At 64.7% G+C, this 16,707-nt stretch carries 16 protein-coding genes; 7 read left to right on the forward strand and 9 right to left on the reverse strand.

Translation table 11 applies throughout. From position 1 onward, the window contains the following. Positions 1-22: 22 nt before the first annotated feature. Complete coding sequence (locus tag BLS13_RS03015; protein ID WP_093449705.1) at positions 23-601, forward strand: outer membrane protein; 579 nt, start codon at positions 23-25, stop codon at positions 599-601. A 276-nt stretch (positions 602-877) separates the two neighbouring features. Then, on the forward strand, positions 878-1,990 hold the full coding sequence (dnaN, locus tag BLS13_RS03020; RefSeq protein ID WP_037525034.1) for a DNA polymerase III subunit beta: 1,113 nt from the start codon (positions 878-880) through the stop codon (positions 1,988-1,990). Between the two features lie 28 nt (positions 1,991-2,018). On the opposite strand, the gene BLS13_RS03025 is transcribed toward dnaN, so the two are convergent. The 5 genes from BLS13_RS03025 to BLS13_RS03045 all read right to left on the reverse strand — a co-directional run bounded on the left by BLS13_RS03025 (position 2,019) and on the right by BLS13_RS03045 (position 5,192). Continuing rightward, complete coding sequence (locus BLS13_RS03025) at positions 2,019-2,411, reverse strand: hypothetical protein (RefSeq protein ID WP_256325684.1); 393 nt, start codon at positions 2,409-2,411, stop codon at positions 2,019-2,021. A gap of 65 nt (positions 2,412-2,476) precedes the next feature. Next, positions 2,477-3,208 (reverse strand): hydroxyacylglutathione hydrolase, encoded by a 732-nt coding sequence (gene gloB, locus BLS13_RS03030; protein ID WP_093449706.1) that lies wholly within the window; start codon positions 3,206-3,208, stop codon positions 2,477-2,479. Next, positions 3,209-3,622 (reverse strand): VOC family protein, encoded by a 414-nt coding sequence (locus BLS13_RS03035; protein WP_176943432.1) that lies wholly within the window; start codon positions 3,620-3,622, stop codon positions 3,209-3,211. A gap of 41 nt (positions 3,623-3,663) precedes the next feature. Then, entirely contained in the window at positions 3,664-4,458 is a 795-nt protein-coding gene (locus BLS13_RS03040; protein WP_218123224.1) for a tetratricopeptide repeat protein, read from the reverse strand. Next, positions 4,458-5,192: an alpha/beta hydrolase gene (locus BLS13_RS03045; protein ID WP_093449709.1), complete on the reverse strand. Its 735-nt coding sequence runs from the start codon at positions 5,190-5,192 to the stop codon at positions 4,458-4,460. The genes BLS13_RS03040 and BLS13_RS03045 overlap by 1 nt, the downstream gene beginning before the upstream one ends. Before the next feature lie 135 nt (positions 5,193-5,327). Between BLS13_RS03045 and BLS13_RS03050 the strand changes: the two genes are divergently transcribed. From BLS13_RS03050 to infC, 4 genes are all read left to right on the forward strand, one after another. Next, entirely contained in the window at positions 5,328-5,594 is a 267-nt protein-coding gene (locus tag BLS13_RS03050; protein ID WP_093449711.1) for a hypothetical protein, read from the forward strand. Beyond that, positions 5,581-6,039, forward strand: coding sequence for a type II toxin-antitoxin system VapC family toxin (locus BLS13_RS03055; protein WP_176943406.1), 459 nt, complete (start codon positions 5,581-5,583; stop codon positions 6,037-6,039). The genes BLS13_RS03050 and BLS13_RS03055 overlap by 14 nt, the downstream gene beginning before the upstream one ends. A gap of 303 nt (positions 6,040-6,342) precedes the next feature. Continuing rightward, complete coding sequence (thrS, locus tag BLS13_RS03060) at positions 6,343-8,343, forward strand: threonine--tRNA ligase (protein WP_093449714.1); 2,001 nt, start codon at positions 6,343-6,345, stop codon at positions 8,341-8,343. Positions 8,344-8,532: 189 nt separating this feature from the next. Further along, complete coding sequence (gene infC, locus BLS13_RS03065) at positions 8,533-9,042, forward strand: translation initiation factor IF-3 (RefSeq protein WP_256325685.1); 510 nt, start codon at positions 8,533-8,535, stop codon at positions 9,040-9,042. 135 nt (positions 9,043-9,177) lie between these two features. Here the strand turns inward: infC and BLS13_RS03070 are convergent, their stop codons facing one another. Together BLS13_RS03070 and BLS13_RS03075 are read right to left on the reverse strand one after the other, a co-directional pair. Beyond that, complete coding sequence (locus BLS13_RS03070; protein ID WP_176943407.1) at positions 9,178-9,561, reverse strand: VOC family protein; 384 nt, start codon at positions 9,559-9,561, stop codon at positions 9,178-9,180. 22 nt (positions 9,562-9,583) lie between these two features. Further along, entirely contained in the window at positions 9,584-12,352 is a 2,769-nt protein-coding gene (locus BLS13_RS03075) for a [protein-PII] uridylyltransferase (protein WP_093449717.1), read from the reverse strand. A 133-nt stretch (positions 12,353-12,485) separates the two neighbouring features. Between BLS13_RS03075 and BLS13_RS03080 the strand changes: the two genes are divergently transcribed. Continuing rightward, positions 12,486-13,136, forward strand: coding sequence for a glutathione S-transferase family protein (locus tag BLS13_RS03080; RefSeq protein ID WP_093449719.1), 651 nt, complete (start codon positions 12,486-12,488; stop codon positions 13,134-13,136). 7 nt (positions 13,137-13,143) lie between these two features. Here the strand turns inward: BLS13_RS03080 and BLS13_RS03085 are convergent, their stop codons facing one another. Continuing rightward, positions 13,144-13,767: a LysE family translocator gene (locus BLS13_RS03085; protein WP_093449720.1), complete on the reverse strand. Its 624-nt coding sequence runs from the start codon at positions 13,765-13,767 to the stop codon at positions 13,144-13,146. Between the two features lie 183 nt (positions 13,768-13,950). Continuing rightward, positions 13,951-16,614 (reverse strand): DNA mismatch repair protein MutS, encoded by a 2,664-nt coding sequence (gene mutS / locus BLS13_RS03090; protein ID WP_093450135.1) that lies wholly within the window; start codon positions 16,612-16,614, stop codon positions 13,951-13,953. Positions 16,615-16,707 lie beyond the last annotated feature (93 nt).

Consider the following 16,707-nt stretch of genomic DNA (forward strand, 5'->3'; position numbering starts at 1 on the left):
GATATCATGATGGAGTATATTTATGCGTAGCATCGTTGTCGCCGCCTTGTTGGCAGCTACCGCAGCGTCCCCGGCCCTCGCGCAAGACAAGGCACCGTTCAGCGGCGCCCATGTCGAAGGCCTCGCCGGCTGGGATCGCGTCCAGGCGAACAACAGCCATGACGATGGCGTCAATTATGGCGTCGCCGGAGGTTACGACTTTGCCGGCAGCGGGAATACCCGCTTCGGCATCGAGGGCGAAGTCGCCGATTCGAACACCAGGGATTGCGTCGGATCGACCACCGTCGCCAATCCGCGCCTGTGCGTGAAGACCGACCGCGATCTATATATCGGTGGCCGGGTCGGCACCGTCGTCGGTGGCGGCAAGGCCATGCTCTATGCGAAGGCGGGCTATACCAATGCCCGCGCCAAGCTGACCGAGGATGCCGGGACGGGCCAGACCACGCTCGACCATAAGGATCTCAACGGAGCGCGCGTCGGCGTCGGCGCCGAATATGCGCTGGCATCGAACAGCTACATCAAGACCGAATATCGCTATTCCAATTATCAGGACGGCGTGAGCCGCAACCAGGTGGTCGCGGGCTTCGGTATGCGCTTCTAAAAGCCCAGTAATGCGCCTTTCGGCGCATCCGGTGCCGGCCCGCTCCCCCACCCGGCCACCCAACGGCAGTATCTTATGGGTGGTCTGGTGGGGGAGCGGGCCGGCACCGCCTGAAAATGCGCTCTTCCGCGCATTTTTCAAAAACTATCGCGAGAAGGGTCGGCCGCAACGCCGGCCCTTCTTTTATCCCCAGTCTTTTGCGCTTTGGTACTGGCGAGCCGATAAAGCCGCGCTATAACGCTTTACCATTTTTGGACGAGGGTTTCGGGGCACGCAATGAAGGCAACCATCGAACGGGCGACACTGCTGAAGAGCCTGAGCCACGTACAATCGGTGGTCGAGCGCCGGAACACGATACCGATTCTCTCGAATGTGCTCCTCGAAGCCACCGAGGACGGTACGCTGAAGCTGATGGCGACCGACCTCGATCTGCAGATCGTGGAAGTGGTGGCGGCCGCGATCGACCAGCCGGGCGCGATCACCGTGTCCGCGCACACATTGTTCGATATCGCCCGCAAATTGCCCGAGGGCAGCCAGGTCCAGTTGTCGGCCGCCGACGGCAAGATGCTGGTCGTAGCCGGGCGTGCCCGCTTCAACCTGCAGACCCTGCCGAAGGACGACTTCCCGATGATCGCCGAGGGCGATCTGCCGACGAAGTTCGAACTGCCGGCCGAAACGCTCAAGCAGATCATCGACAAAACGCGCTTCGCGATCTCGACCGAGGAAACGCGCTATTATCTGAATGGCATCTTCCTGCACGTGCAGGATGACGGCCAGCCGGTGCTGAAAGCCGCGGCCACCGACGGCCATCGCCTCGCGCGCGTCACCGTGGCGCGCCCGGACGGCGCCGAAGGCATGCCCGACATCATCATCCCGCGCAAATGCGTGGGCGAATTGCGCAAGCTGCTCGACGAGGTCGACGGCAGCGTGGAAGTCTCGCTTTCATCGACCAAGGTCCGCTTCGGGCTCGGCACCGCGATCCTGACATCGAAGCTGATCGACGGCACCTTCCCCGATTACAGCCGCGTGATCCCGACCGGCAACGACAAGCTGCTGAAGCTCGATCCGAAGGCGTTCATGCAAGGCGTCGACCGCGTCGCGACGATCGCATCCGAAAAGACCCGCGCGGTGAAGATGGCGCTCGAACGCGACAAGATCACCTTGTCGGTCACGAGCCCCGAAAACGGCACGGCCGCCGAAGAAGTCTCCGGTGAATATACGTCGCCGGGTTTCGAAATCGGCTTCAACGCCCGCTATCTGATGGACATTCTTGGCCAGATCGATGGCGACACGGTCGAGGTCCATCTCGCCGATGCGGCGGCACCGACGCTGATTCGCGAGAATGACAAGGCGGCCGCGCTTTACGTGCTGATGCCGATGCGGGTGTGATCGGAACCGCCCGTCACTTCGCATCTCGTCACTTCGTATAAGGTACGAATTTCCCCAGCCCGCACGCGCCGAATTCCATCGGCGTCGTCATATCGACGACGCGGACGATATCGAGATCGCACAATTGGTCGATCGAAAGGCGGGTCACCAGCGTCCGATCGGGCCGCAAGGCCGTGCATTGGCCATGATCGAGCCGGTTGACGTACCAGCGTTTGCTCGATTCCTTGTAGATGACCGCCGTCGCGTCGACGATCGTGCTCGACCGGATGTTGCCGAGCCGCAAACAGGAAACCGGCGCTCCGGCCGTACGGCCTTCAAGCGCCTTTTGCGCTTTGGCGGATAATGGTGTGTCCGCCTTGTCAGCGGCGCCCGCAGGAACCGCAGCAAGCGCCAACCCAATCGCGCAGAATCCGAGTCGCACGGCCGACATCCTCGCTCTCCCCGATTTCTTTATGAATGCGATCATACACGATCGCGACGCCCTGATCAGCCCCGGAACGAATCCTTGACCGCGCGGCGCGCGGCAAGTTCGGCGACATCGGTTGCGCGCATGAAGGGATTGGTCGCGCGTTCGAGCGCGATCGTGGTTGGCACCGTCGCCATGCCGGCCGCCCGTGCAGCGTCGACGTCGCGCATACGCGCGACAAGCGCATCGTTGCCGGGCTCGGCCACCAAAGCGTAACGGCCGTTGCTCTGGGTATATTCATGCGCGCAATAGACGCGGGTTTCGGGCGGAAGCTGTGCCAGCCGCCGCATATTATCGAACATCTGCGCCGCCGTCCCCTCGAACAACCGGCCGCAGCCCATCGCGAACAAGGTGTCGCCCACGAACACCACATCCTCGGACGGCAGATGAAAAGCGATATGGCCGGCGGTATGGGCCGGCACGTCGATCACGGTCGCCGCAACGCCGCCGATATGGACGACATCGCCCTCGCGCACCGTCCGGTCGAGCGTGGGGATCTTGCCCGCCTCGGCGGCCGGGCCGGTGATCGTGCAGCCGGTGGCCGCCTTGATCGCGGCATTGCCGCCGATATGATCGCCATGCCAATGGGTGTTCCAGATCTGGCTGATCGTCCAGCCTTTCGCATCCGCCGCGGCCAGCACCGGATCGGCCACCGCCGGATCGACAACCACCGTTTCACCCGATTCCGGATCGTGCATCAGCCACACATAATTGTCGCTGAGCACCGGCACCCGGAGGATTTCGACAGCCATTTACCAGACGCCCGTATTGGGCATCGAAACCCAGGGCTCGGCCGGATCAAGATGCCCCTCCTGCAGCAGCTCGATCGAGATATTGTCCGGAGTACGCACAAAGGCCATGTGGCCGTCGCGGGGCGGGCGATTGATCGTGACGCCGGCGTCCATCAGCCGCTGGCAGGTTTCGTAGATATTTTCGACCCGATAAGCGAGATGGCCGAAATTGCGGCCACCGTCATAGCCGGCCTCGCCCCAATTATGGGTAAGTTCGACCTGCGCATCCTCATCGCCCGGCGCCGCCAGGAAGATCAGGGTGTAACGACCCTTCTCATTGGTCTGCCGGCGCGTTTCGCGCAGGCCCAACAGCTCGAAGAAGCGGATGGTTGCCTCCGGATCGGAGACGCGGATCATCGTGTGCAGATATTTCATGATCGCCAATGTAGTGTGCCGCGGGTGGCAATAAAAGCGGTTCAGGGTTTGCCCGCTTCCTCCCCGCCCTTCAGCGCGAGCGCCGCCGCCCGCCCGGCATCCCCATCGGGATCGCTCTGCGCGGCGCGGGTCCAGGCAGCCTTCGCATCCGCCATCTGGCCGGTGGCCGCCGCGAGATTGCCAGCTTCATAAGCAACGGCGGGATCGTTCGGCGCGAGCCGGGTCGCCTCGCGAATCGCCGCGAAGGCCGCGGGCATATCCTTTTGCTTGCGCGCCAGATTGGCGGTCAGCAGCCACCCCAGCGGATCGCGGGGCACGAGTTTGGTCGCCGCGGTCAGATCGACGCGCGCGCCGGGCAGATCATTGGCGGCGACACCCGCGCGCGCGCGATCGAGATGCACCTCGCCCTGCATCTCCGTCGACAGTCCCGGAAGCGCCAGCGCGCGATCGAAGGCATTGCGCGCCCGAATCGGCTCGTCACCGGCGAGCGCGGCATTGCCGCCCTGCATCCACAATATCGGTGCGATCGTCAGCTTCTGCAGTTCGGCATCGCGCGCCGCCTGCTCGAATGCCTCGGTGGCCGGCGCCCATTTCGCCTGGCCTGCGAGCGCGAGGCCAAGGCACTGCCGCGCCAATACGCCGCCGCCGGCCGTCCGCCAGACATTGGCCTCGGCCTCGGCTTTGGCCGGATCGGTCTTGACGAGCTTTGCGCAGGTGGCCTCGTGATCCACGGCCATGTCGGGGACATAGGGTTTGCTGGTGCGGTGGGCGACGACATCGGCTTCGTGGCCCGCCGGGGTGGCATCGCTGAGCAGGGCCGCTAGGAGAATAAGCATCATGGCTCCAGCAATTGGCCGACCGTCGCGATCAGCAAGGCGATATCCGCGTCACGCGACAATCGATGATCGCCATCCTTGACAAGGATCGTCTGCACATCGGCTGAACGAAGCGCCCGCGACAGCCGCAGCGCAACCGAAACCGGCACCGTTTCGTCCAATTGCCCCTGCAGCAGCCGCACCGGGCAATCGAGCGCGATCTCGCCATCGAGCAGCAGATTGGCCTGCCCCGACAGCCAGAAGCCCAATGTCGTCACATAGGGATCGTCGCCATAGTCGGACGGCTCATCGATCCGGCCATTCGCTTTGAGAAAGTCGATGACGTCGTCCGAAAAGCCCCAGGACGTGAAATCAGGCGCCGCCGCGATCCCGAGGATCGCCTTCACCCGATCGCCGAGCCGGAGCGCCGCCAGAACGGCCAGCCACCCGCCCATCGACGAGCCGACGAGGATCAGCGGCCCCACGGGCACGAACGCATCGATCGCGTCGAGCACGTCATCCAGCCACATATCGATCGTGCCATCGTCGAACGCGCCCTCGCTGGCGCCGCAGCCGGTATAATCGAGCCGCAACATCGGCCGGCCCTCGCGCGCCGCCCACGCATCGAGCGCGGTCGCCTTGCCGCCGGTCATGTCCGAATTGTAGCCGGATAGGAAGACGATCGCCGGCCCACGGCCGGGACGGTATCGGTACGCGAGCGCGGGCTTGTCGGGGCGGGTGAGGAAGGCGGTCATAGGACGTGTGATAGCGCCGAAGCGGATGTGGACGGAAGGGGGCGATCGAGGATCGCGTCGCGTGGCTATACAATACTCTTGAGTGGCTAGCCCTCGCGTCCCTTTTCAGCTATATATCGCCGCGAGGAACGTCCCATGTCACGCACCATCTCGACCCAGTTCAACGTCCGATCCAGCTTTGCGCGGCAGCGCGCACACGAACTCGCACGCCAGACCGGAATGACCGCCACCCAGATCGTCGAGGAGGCGTTGCGAGCTTATGTTCCGCCGAAGACGGCGCCCGTAGGGCGGTTGGTACGACGGGGATCGATCCTCGTACTGCCAGGCAGTGGACGAACGATCACTCTCGAGGGGGCAAATGCAGCGCTGGAGGCGGTGCGGAACCGCGATGGCGAGGATTAACGCGCTGCTCGACAGCAACGTGCTGATCGCCATGCTCGTCGAGGACCATGCCCATCACGCTCCCTCGCTGGGCCTGTTGGAAATCGATGGACCGCCGCGCTTTGCCGTCGCAGCGCACAGTTGGGCAGAGACGTACAGTACCTTGACGCGCAAAGGCGGGCCGATGCCGTTCGGCTTCACGGCCGAGGAAGCGTGGGCAGCGATCGCCGGCGTCCGTGCGATGACCGAGCTCGCCGGCCTGACGCCGCAGCAGACTATCGAGACGATCCGCAGCTACGCCCGAGACAGCGGTATTGGCCCGCGGCTCTATGACCGGCTGATCGGCGAGGCTGCGGTAGCGCAGGGCTGCGACGTCATCGTCACCTGGAACGTTACGCATATGCGCGGGCTATTTCCGAACCTGCGCGTGGAGACGCCGGGCGAGTTCGCCATCAGATCAGCCTGACGGACCAAGGCAGGCGGGTGAATAAGGCAGCCCCTATGGCAGGCATTGCCTGCAAAAGGTCGCCTTCCCCGCGAAAGCCGGGACCCATAGGCCCTGTCCAGGAGGCTGAATGCTGAGCGGCGGGGATATATCCGTCTGCGTTGCGGCTATGGGTTCCGGCCTTCGCCGGGAAGACGAGGTGGGGAGCTATCGCATGCACTCACCCCGATTGCCCTGTTGAGCCGACCAATCTGGCTTGACTCGATCTGCCCACGCCACCAAGGCTCGCCACCCTCAATCCACCCGACAGAACAGGCTTTTCCCGTGTCCGACGCTGACCTTATCACGATCACGCTTCCCGATGGCTCGGTTCGCGATGTCGTGACGGGGACTACGCCCATGCAGATCGCCGCGGCGATCGGGCCGGGGCTGGCCAAGGCGGCGATCGCGGCGCGGGTCGATGGCGAGTTGCGCGATCTCGATCGGCCGATCGAGGCGAGTGCGCATCTCGCGCTGGTCACGGCGCGCGATGAGGCCGATGCGCTCGATCTCGCGCGGCACGATTTCGCGCACGTGCTGGCCGAGGCGGTGCAGAGCCTGTTTCCGGGGACGCAGATCACTTTTGGCCCGTCGACCGACGACGGCTTCTATTACGACTTCGCGCCGAAGGACCGCCCGTTCACCGAGGAGGATCTGCCCGCGATCGAGGCCGAGATGCGCCGGATCATCGCCGCCAACAAGCCGCTCACGCGCGAAGTGTGGGCGCGCGAGGATCTGATCGCGCGCTGGCGCGAGCAGGGCGAGACGTTCAAGGCCGAATGGGCCGCCGAACTGCCCGGCGACGAGGATCTTACGGTCTATCGTTCCGGCAATGACTGGTTCGATATGTGCCGCGGCCCGCATCTGCCGTCGACGGGCAAGCTCGATCCGCAGGCATTCAAGCTCACGCGCGTATCGGGCGCCTATTGGCGCGGCGACCAGAGCAAGGCGATGCTCAGCCGCATCTATGGCACCGGCTGGCTCAACAAGAAGCAGCTCGACGCGCATCTGACCCGGCTCGAGGAAGCCGCCAAGCGCGATCACCGCAAGATCGGCCAGGAGATGGACCTGTTCCACCTCCAGTCCGAAGCGCATGGTTCGGTGTTCTGGCATCCCAACGGCTACATGATCTGGCGCCAGCTCGAGGCCTATATGCGCCGCCAGATCGATCGCGGCGGCTATGTCGAGGTCAAGACGCCGCAGATCATGGACGCGAAGCAGTGGGAGGCATCGGGCCACTGGGGCAAATATCGCGAAAATATGTTCGTGGTGCCCGACGAGATCCCGAACACCGAGGATGAGGGCGCGGTGATCTCGGCCGATGCCGACATGATGGCGCTCAAGCCGATGAACTGCCCGGCGCATGTGCTGATCTTCCGCCAGGGCATCAAGAGCTATCGCGACCTGCCGATGCGCATGGCCGAAATGGGCTGCTGCCACCGCAACGAGCCGCACGGCGCGCTGCACGGCATCATGCGGGTGCGCCAGTTCACGCAGGACGACGGCCATATCTTCTGCCGCGAGGACCAGATCGTCGAGGAAGTGCGCATCTTCTGCGAATTGCTCGATACCGTGTACCGGCATCTCGGCTTCGAACATTATGCGATCAAACTCGCACTGCGCCCCGAGAAGCGGTTCGGCACCGACGAGATGTGGGACAAGGCCGAAGCCGACCTGCGCAACGCCGTGATTGCCACGGGCCGGGCGACCGCGGATTATGGCTGGGAGGAACTGCCCGGCGAAGGCGCCTTCTATTCGCCCAAGCTCGAATTCCATCTGACCGACGCGATCGGGCGGACGTGGCAGTGCGGGACGATCCAACTCGACTACGTCCTGCCCGAACGGCTCGACGCGAGCTATGTCGGCGAGGATGGCGAGCGGCACCGGCCGGTGATGCTCCACCGCGCGATCCTCGGCACATTCGAACGCTTCATCGGCATATTGATCGAGCATCATGCCGGCCGCTTCCCGCTCTGGCTCGCGCCGGTGCAGGCGGTGGTGGCGACGATCGTATCCGATGCCGACGATTACGCTGCGGACGTGGTCGCGAAGCTGGCGGCGGCCGGGCTGCGCGTCGAAAGCGACACCCGCAACGAGAAGATCAACTACAAGGTCCGCGAACATTCGCTGGCCAAGGTGCCGGCATTGCTGGTGGTCGGCAAGCGCGAGGCCGAGGAAGGCACTGTCGCGATCCGGCGGCTCGGCGAGCAGCAGCAGAAGGTGATGAGCATCGACGAGGCGATTGCGGCGCTGGTGGCCGAGGCCACGCCGCCGGATCTGATGTGAGGAAGCGCTTCTAATTCCCCCCCGAGCTTGCTCGGGGGGGAATTAAGCAGACTCGACCGCTTGAAAAACAGCCCTTCCCCTATCTTTCAAATTGATGCGTGAACGCTTATATCGCGCGCTGGAATAGAAACTACAGGAGCCACCGCTATACGTCCGCCCATGATCCGGCGTCCTCTGGGACAGCCGCCAATGCCACTCAATGGTCCCCGCTATAATGAGTTCATCGTTTCGCCCAAGGTTCGGGTGATCGATGAGAATGGCGAAAATCTGGGTGTGTTGTATACGCGCGAGGCGATGGAGCAGGCTGCTGCCGTCGGTCTCGACCTGGTCGAAGTGTCGCCGAATGCCGATCCGCCGGTCGCGAAGTTCCTCGACGTCGGCAAGTTCAAATATGAGGCCCAGAAAAAGGCCAACCTCGCCCGCAAGAGCCAGAAGACGCAGGAGATCAAGGAGATCAAGATGCGTCCGAACATCGACGATCATGATTATGATACGAAGATGAAGAAGATCAACGAGTTCATCGACGACGGCGACAAGGTGAAGGTCACCCTGCGTTTCCGCGGCCGCGAGCTCGCCCATGGCCAGCTCGGCATGCAGGTGCTCCAGCGCGTCCAGGCTGACATGGCCGAAACCGCCAAGGTCGAGCAGTTCCCGCGCATGGAAGGCCGCCAGATGCTGATGGTGCTGGCGCCGAAGTGACCTTCTAATTCCTCCCCGAGCTTGCTCGGGGAGGTGGCAGCGCGAAGCGCTGACGGAGGGGCATACCGAAGGGTTCCGCAAGCCCCACCACCACCCGCTGCGCGGGCGGTCCCCCTCCCCGTTCCGGGGAGGAATTTAGCCGACAGGCGGCTCCCACAGTTCGATGACGTTGCCCTCGGGATCCTGAATCCGCGCGAATCGGCCGGTTTCGGGCGCGTCCCATTCGGCGCGGGTTTCGACGGCGACCTCGGCTGCCTGCAAAGACGCGATCAGATCGTCGATGCTCGACACGCGCAAGTTGAGCATGAACTGGCGATCGGCCGGGAAATAATCGGTCGTGTGCTTGAACGGCGCGAACACCACCGGGCCGCCAAGCGTCTGCCACGACCATTCATCCGGCTCGCCCGCGCCCGCTGCGCTGCATCCCGCGCCGACGCCGAGCCGATCGCGATACCACGCGTTCAATGCTTCGGGATCTCGCGCCCGAAAGAACAGCCCACCGATTCCCAAAACGCCCATGATAACGACCTCCGGGGTCGCGTCAGGCGGCGACCTTCTTGGTAATTGTGCCAGCCGCGGCGTCCAGCAGCAAGCGTTCCAGCGTCTTGAGGCGCGACGGGCTGCTGATCTTATCGCCGGTCAGATCGGTGACATAGAAGACGTCGACAGCGCGCTCGCCATAGGTCGCGATATGCGCCGAATGGATCGTCACCCGCGCCTGGAACTGGGCATTGGCCAAAGCGTGCAGCAGCGCCGGCCGGTCGCGCGCGTTGACCTCCACCACCGTGTAGCGATTCGAGGCACGGTTATCGATCAGCACGTTCGGCTCGATCGTGAACGCATCGGCACGCGGGCGCGAGAGCGGTCGCGCCGCGAGCTTGTCCGCCATGCGCGATCGATTCGCCAGCGCATCCTCGATCGTGATCGCCAGCCGCCGCATCCGATCATCATCGTCGAACGGTTGGCCGAATGGATCCTGGATCAGCAGATTGTCGATCGCCATGCCGTCGCGGCTGGTGTGGATGCGCGCATCGATGATGCTGCCGCCGGCCAGATGGATCGCGCCGGCTATCCGGTAGAACAGGCCCGGATGATCGCCAGCATAGATGGTGATCAGCGTCGCCCCGCGATCGGCATCGGGCGCCGCGACGATCGACAGCGACTTCGATGCCTCGTCCGCCGATGCGATCAGCCGCGCATTCGCCTCAAGGATATCGATCCCTTCGGCCACCCAATAGCTTTCGGGCAGGCGCGCCGCATAGGCCGCGAAACGCGCCTCGTCCCAGCCCAACCGCTCCGCCAGCATCCGCTGCTTGACCGCGACCTTTTCGCGGCGGCCGGTCTGTTTGTGGCCCAGCCGCAAGACTTCCTCGGCCGATTCGTACAGGTTGATCAGCAACTGGCGCTTCCAGCTGTTCCACACGCCGGGGCCGACTGCGCGGATATCGACGATCGTCAGGCACAGCAGCAGGCGCAATCGTTCCGGGCTCTGCACCTTTTCGGCAAAATCGAGAACTGTCTTGAAATCGGAAAGGTCGCGCTTGAACGCCGTATCGGACATGACGAGATGGTACCGCACCAGCCATGCCACGGTTTCGGTTTCGGCCGGGGTCATCCCGAAGCGCGGGCACAGCTTCTCGGCCACCTCGGCGCCCAGCACGCTATGATCGCCGCCGCGCCCCTTGGCGATATCGTGCAGCAATATCGACACATAGAGCACGCGGCGCGACACCATCAGCGCCATCACCTGGGTGGCGACCGGATGATCGTCCCGGAGCTCGCCCCGTTCGATCCGCGACATCAGCCCGATCGCGCGGATCGAATGTTCATCCACCGTATAATGGTGGTACATATCGAACTGCATCTGCGCCACGACCCGGCCGAAATCGGGTACGAAACGGCCGAACACGCCCGCTTCGTTCATCCAGCGCAGCACCGTTTCGGGATTGTTGCGCGACGTCAGCACATCCATGAACAGCGTATTGGCACGCGGATCGCGCCGCACCTGATTGTCGATCAACTTCGCGTCGCGCCCCGCCGCGCGCATCGCCAGCGGATGGATTTCGAGCGCATACTTGTCGGCGAGCGCAAACATCTGGACCAGCCGCACCGGATCCTCGGCGAAGAAATTATCCGACGGGATCGCCAGACGCCCGCGATCGAGGATGAAACCATCGAGCTTGGTCGGCTTACGACGGCGCAGCGTGGGCAGGCCGAAGCGGCGGCCCTTGCTGGCAAACGTCTCGTCCAGATGGGCAAGGAAGATCGCGGTCAGATCGCCGACCTGTTTCGCGGTCAGGAAATAAAATTGCATGAAGCGCTCGACCGACGATCGGCCCGGCCGATCGGCATAGCGCATCCGGCGCGCAATCTCGGGCTGGACGTCGAAGGTCAGCCGCTCCTCGGCCCGGCCGGTGACGATATGCAGGTGGCAGCGCACGGCCCACAGGAAATTCTCGGCCTTCTGGAACTGCCGCAATTCGGCTTTGGTCAGCAGCCCCTTTTCGACCAGTTCGGCGACCGATCGCACCTGATAGGCATATTTGCCGATCCAGAAGAGCGTGTGGAGATCGCGCAAACCGCCCTTGCCCTCCTTCAGATTGGGCTCGACCACATAGCGGCTGTCGCCCATCTTCCGGTGGCGCTCGTTGCGCTCGGCGAGCTTTTCGGTGACGAAGGCGCGCGCCGTGCCCGAGACGACGTCGCGATCGAACTGCTTCGCTGCCTGATCGTAAAGCGCCTCGTCACCCCAGACGAAGCGGCCTTCGAGCAAAGCGGTGCGGATCGTCAGGTCGCTCTTCGCCATGCGCACCATCTCGTCGAGCGAGCGGCTCGAATGGCCGACCTTCAGCCCGAGATCCCACATCGAATAGAGCATCGATTCGATGACCTGCTCGCTCCAGCTCGTCTGCCGCCAGGGCGTGAGGAAGGCGATGTCGACATCGGAAAACAGCGCCATCTCGCCACGGCCATAGCCGCCGACGGCCATCACCGTCATCCGTTCGCCGGCACTGGGATTGCTGTTGCGATAGAGCCGCTCGACCGTGAAATCGAAGATCAGGCGGACGATCTGATCTGTCAGGAAGGCATAAGCCGCGGCCGTTTCATGCCCGCGCGATGGCGCCGCCTGAAGCCGCCGGGCGATCTCCGCCCGTCCTTCTTCGAGCGCCGCTTTGAGAATTAAGGTGGCAGCCTGGCGCAGCGGTGCCGCATCATAATTGCCGGGCATCAACGCCGCGAGCGCATCGGCGATCGCACGCCGATCAATGATCGCCCGACGCTGGGGCAGTGCTTCGAAACGGGTGGCCATGTGCGCGCCATAAGCGCGAATCGGTTAAAGAGCTAGGTAGAGGCATTACACGGCGGGTCGGGAGCCCTGACGCGGACGTCCTATTGCCAAATGACGACCGGGCGGAGCACCTTACCCCTTTGGGAGCCCGACCATGACGATTACGATCACAGCCTTTGAGAAATCCCCCGATCGCGGTCGGGGGCTCGCGCGCGACATGAGCGTCCGCTGGGCGCTTGAGGAAGCGGGGCTGGATTATGACGTTCGCCTGCTGTCTTTCGGCGCGATGAAGGAGCCTCCACATCTGGCGCACCAGCCTTTCGGGCAGATTCCGACATATGCGGAAGGCGATCTCGTGCTGTTCGAATCGGGGGCGATCGTCCTCCATATCGCCGAGCACCATGGCGGCCTGCTGCCTGACGATGCGAAAGCGCGTGCGCGTGCAATCACATGGATGTTCGCCGCGGTCAGCACGATGGAGCCGCCGATCGTCCATCGCGAAAGCGCGATATTGACCGAACGCGACGAGAGCTGGCACGAGCACCGCCTGCCTACACTCGAGAATCGCATCCGCGATCGGCTGGACCAGCTTTCGCATCGGCTTGGGGGTGCCGACTGGCTCGATGGCGCGTTCAGCGCTGGCGATCTGATGATGATATCGGTGCTGCGCAGGTTGAAAAGCTCGGCGTTGCTCGACGAATATCCGAACCTCTCATTATATGTCGCCCGCGGCGAAGCCCGGCCCGCTTTTCAGCGCGCGTTCGACGCGCAACTGGCGCTATTCACCGCCGCGTCGGCCGGCTGAATTCTGATCAGCGGGAGATCGCCAGCTTCGTCGCCAGAGCGACGAAGACCGTGCCGGTTACGCGATCCATCGTACGCACCACCGCCCGCCGCGTCAGGATCCGCCGCAGCGGCAGCGTCGCGCCGATCAGCAGGGCGAACCAGAGCAATCCCATGGCGACATGCAGGCCGGCCAGCGAGAGCATCGTCCCGGCAGCTGGATAAGCGGCCGGCACGAATTGCGGCAGGAAGCCAATATAGAATATGCCGATCTTCGGGTTGAGCAGATTGGTGGCCAGCCCGCGCCGCAACCATATGAGGCCCCCGGTCGACGCTCCTTGGGTATCGTCGATATCGAGGCGATTGCGCGGGCGCAGGATCAGACGGGCCCCGATCCATGCCAGATAAGCGGCCCCCATCCAGCGAACGACCGTGAACAGGGCTGGCGACGCGGCCATCAGCGCCCCGAGACCGAGCGCCACGCCTATGCCCCAGACCAGACAGCCCACCCCGATCCCGATCGCCGCCAGCATTGCCCGGCGCGGCCCCTCGACGGCCGCGGTGCGCAGCACCATCACCGTATCCGCACCCGGCGTGACCGTGAGCAATCCGGCTGCGATCAGGAAGGCGAGCAGGGATTGGGTTGCGGTCATCGGTCGATCTCCAAGAGTGAAGACATCACGATGCGCCCACCCCAATCGTCTTCCCGCGTAAGCGGGAACCCACGGTTACGGGCGGCGGGAGGCGAAAGGTGCCGCCGTCCATGGGTCCCCGCTTCCGCGGGGATGACGATGAGGAGAGCTGAACGCTAGGCCGACGCAGCCTATGATATGTCATCATATCGGGCTATCTCCGCTCTCCGCGGCCAGCCGCTTGAGTCGATAGACGATGTCCAGCGCTTCGCGCGGGCTCAGCGCATCGGCGTCGATGCCATCGAGTTCGCTGCGCAGCGCATCGACGGCCGCCTCCTGTGCTGCTGCTGCGGCTGCAGCAAAAAGCGGCAGGTCGTCGAGTCCCGCCGCGAGGCCACCCGTTGCCGCACGCCCCGCCTCGAGCCGCTTGAGCACGTCGCGCGCGCGCGCTAGCACGGGTGGCGGCAGGCCGGCGAGCTTGGCGACGGCGATACCATAGCTGCGATCGGCGGGGCCATCGGCAAGCTCGTGGAGCAGCACCAGCTCGCCCTTATATTCTCTCGCCCGCACATGGTGGAGCGAGAGCGCGTCGAGCCGTTCGGCGAGCCGGGTCAGCTCATGATAATGGGTCGCGAACAGGCAGCGGCAGCGGTTCATGTCGTGGACCGCCTCGACCACCGCCCAGGCGATGGCGAGGCCATCATAGGTCGACGTGCCGCGTCCGACCTCGTCGAGGATCACGAAGCTGCGCTCGGTGGCCTGCGCAAGGATCGCGGCGGTTTCGACCATTTCGACCATGAAGGTCGATCGCCCGCGCGCGAGATTGTCGGAAGCGCCGACCCGGCTGAACAGCCGATCGACGATGCCGAGCCGGGCGCTCTCGGCGGGCACCGGGCTGCCGGCCTGCGCGAGGATCGCGATCGCCGCGTTCTGTCGCAGGAAGGTCGACTTGCCGCCCATATTGGGGCCCGTCACGAGCCACAGCCGGCGATCCTCCGACAGGCAGCAGTCATTGGCGACGAAGCGCCCACCCTGCATGGCGACAGCCGACTCGACCACCGGATGACGGCCGCCGCGCACGTCGAAGCAATTGTGGCTTTCGAAGTGCGGACGGGTCCAGCCACCCTCGGCCGCGCGCTCGGCCAAAGCGGAGGCGACATCGAGCCGGGCCAGCGCATCCGCGGTCGCTGCAATCTGGGCAGTCCGCGCGAGGGCCGCGGCGATCAATTCCTCGAGATGCGCGGATTCGGCTGCCAGCGCATGCGCGCCCGACTGGCCGACCATCATCGCCTGTTCGTGCAGATCGGGCGCGTTGAAGCGGACAACACCAGCCAAGGTCTGGCGATGGGTGAAGCCCGAATCGACCGCCATCAGCGGATCGGCATGTTTCGCCTGCACCTCGATGTGATAGCCGAGCACGCCATTGTGGCGGATGCGCAGCGAGGCGATGCCGGTCTGCGCACGATAGCGCGCCTCGAGCGCGGCGATAGCACGCCGGCCTTCGCCTCCTTGCCCGCGCAATTCGTCGAGCGCCGCATCATAGCCCTCGGCGATATAGCCGCCCTGCGCGGTATCGATCGGCGGTGCCGCGACGATCGCTCGCCTGAGCAGATCGACGAGCGGCTCATGGCCGAGAAAGTCAGGGAGCAAGGATTGCAGCAAGGTAGGCGCAGGATCGATCCGCTGCAGCACATCGCGCAGCATCTGCGCCTGTGCCAGCCCGTCGCGCAATTGGCCGAGATCGCGCGGGCTGCCGCGGCCGGCCACCAGCCGCCCGAGCGCGCGGCCGATGTCCGGCAAAGCCCGGAGCGTGCCTCGCAGGCGATCGCGCAGGGCACCGTCCTCCGCGAACAGGCCGACCAGATCGAGCCGCCGCTCGATGCCCGTGCGATCGGTGAGCGGCGCCGAAAGATCCGCCGCCAGCAGGCGCGCGCCCGCGCCCGTCACCGTGCGATCGACCGAATCGAGCAGGCTGCCCTTGCGGCCGCCCGCCTGCGCCTGGGTGATCTCGAGGCTTTCGCGGGTCGCTGCATCGATCATCATATGATCGCTGACCTCGCGGCGACGCGGCGGCTGCAGGAAGGGCAGGCTGCCCTGCCCGGCGCGATCGAGATAAGCGATCAGCGCGCCCGCCGCGGCCAGCTCGGCCCGGCCGAAATGGCCGAAGCCGTCGAGCGTCGAGACGCCGAACAACGCTTTCAGCCGCATCTCACCCGCGATGCTGTCGAAATGCGCGCGCGGCCAGGGCTGGGCGCCAGCCGGTGCCTCGTCGAGATCCTCCGCACAGACCAGTTCGGCCGGATCGAGCCGGGCGATCTCGGCGTCGAACGCGGAGGGCGCCAGCGCGACGATCTCGAACCGGCCGGTGGAGATGTCGGCTGCGGCGAGGCCGAGCCGGCGATCGACGCCCTGCCCCGTCGCGCCGACCGCCACCAGCCAGTTGGCCGCCCGCGCATCGAGCAGAGCCTCCTCGGTCAGCGTGCCCGCGGTCACGACCCGCACGATCGCGCGGCCGACCAAAGCCTTCGACCCCATCCGCTTGCGCGCCTCGGCAGGGCTTTCGGTCTGTTCGGCGATCGCGACCCTGTGGCCCGCCTTGATCAGCCGGGCGAGATAAGCCTCGGCCGAGTGCACCGGCACGCCGCACATCGGAATCGGCGCACCATCATGTTCGCCCCGCGCCGTGAGCGCGATATCTAGCGACGCCGAGGCGATCTTCGCATCGTCGAAGAACATCTCGAAAAAGTCGCCCATGCGGTAGAAAAGCAGGCAATCCTCCGCCGCAGCCTTCAGCGCTAGATATTGCGCCATCATCGGCGTGGGGGCAGCCTCTTTCGCAGCCGTATCGTTTTTTGCGCTTCGAACCATAATGGGCTGATAGCGGCTTGTCGCGGCCTCAGCCATGCCCCAAAAGACACCGAGTCACATCACGTATTGACGCGCCGCACACGGCGTCTCGGG

The sequence above is a fragment of the Sphingomonas sp. YR710 genome (genome assembly GCF_900101455.1).
Taxonomy (GTDB): domain Bacteria; phylum Pseudomonadota; class Alphaproteobacteria; order Sphingomonadales; family Sphingomonadaceae; genus Rhizorhabdus.

Coding starts and splice junctions, on each gene's coding strand:
- BLS13_RS03015 (WP_093449705.1), top strand. CDS start 23: ATGCGTAGCATCGTTGTCGCCGCCTTGTTGGCAGCTACCGCAGCGTCC.
- dnaN (WP_037525034.1), top strand. CDS start 878: ATGAAGGCAACCATCGAACGGGCGACACTGCTGAAGAGCCTGAGCCAC.
- gloB (WP_093449706.1), bottom strand. CDS start 3,208: ATGGCTGTCGAAATCCTCCGGGTGCCGGTGCTCAGCGACAATTATGTG.
- BLS13_RS03035 (WP_176943432.1), bottom strand. CDS start 3,622: ATGAAATATCTGCACACGATGATCCGCGTCTCCGATCCGGAGGCAACC.
- BLS13_RS03040 (WP_218123224.1), bottom strand. CDS start 4,458: ATGCTTATTCTCCTAGCGGCCCTGCTCAGCGATGCCACCCCGGCGGGC.
- BLS13_RS03045 (WP_093449709.1), bottom strand. CDS start 5,192: ATGACCGCCTTCCTCACCCGCCCCGACAAGCCCGCGCTCGCGTACCGA.
- BLS13_RS03050 (WP_093449711.1), top strand. CDS start 5,328: ATGTCACGCACCATCTCGACCCAGTTCAACGTCCGATCCAGCTTTGCG.
- BLS13_RS03055 (WP_176943406.1), top strand. CDS start 5,581: ATGGCGAGGATTAACGCGCTGCTCGACAGCAACGTGCTGATCGCCATG.
- infC (WP_256325685.1), top strand. CDS start 8,533: ATGCCACTCAATGGTCCCCGCTATAATGAGTTCATCGTTTCGCCCAAG.
- BLS13_RS03070 (WP_176943407.1), bottom strand. CDS start 9,561: ATGGGCGTTTTGGGAATCGGTGGGCTGTTCTTTCGGGCGCGAGATCCC.
- BLS13_RS03075 (WP_093449717.1), bottom strand. CDS start 12,352: ATGGCCACCCGTTTCGAAGCACTGCCCCAGCGTCGGGCGATCATTGAT.
- BLS13_RS03080 (WP_093449719.1), top strand. CDS start 12,486: ATGACGATTACGATCACAGCCTTTGAGAAATCCCCCGATCGCGGTCGG.
- BLS13_RS03085 (WP_093449720.1), bottom strand. CDS start 13,767: ATGACCGCAACCCAATCCCTGCTCGCCTTCCTGATCGCAGCCGGATTG.
- mutS (WP_093450135.1), bottom strand. CDS start 16,614: ATGGTTCGAAGCGCAAAAAACGATACGGCTGCGAAAGAGGCTGCCCCC.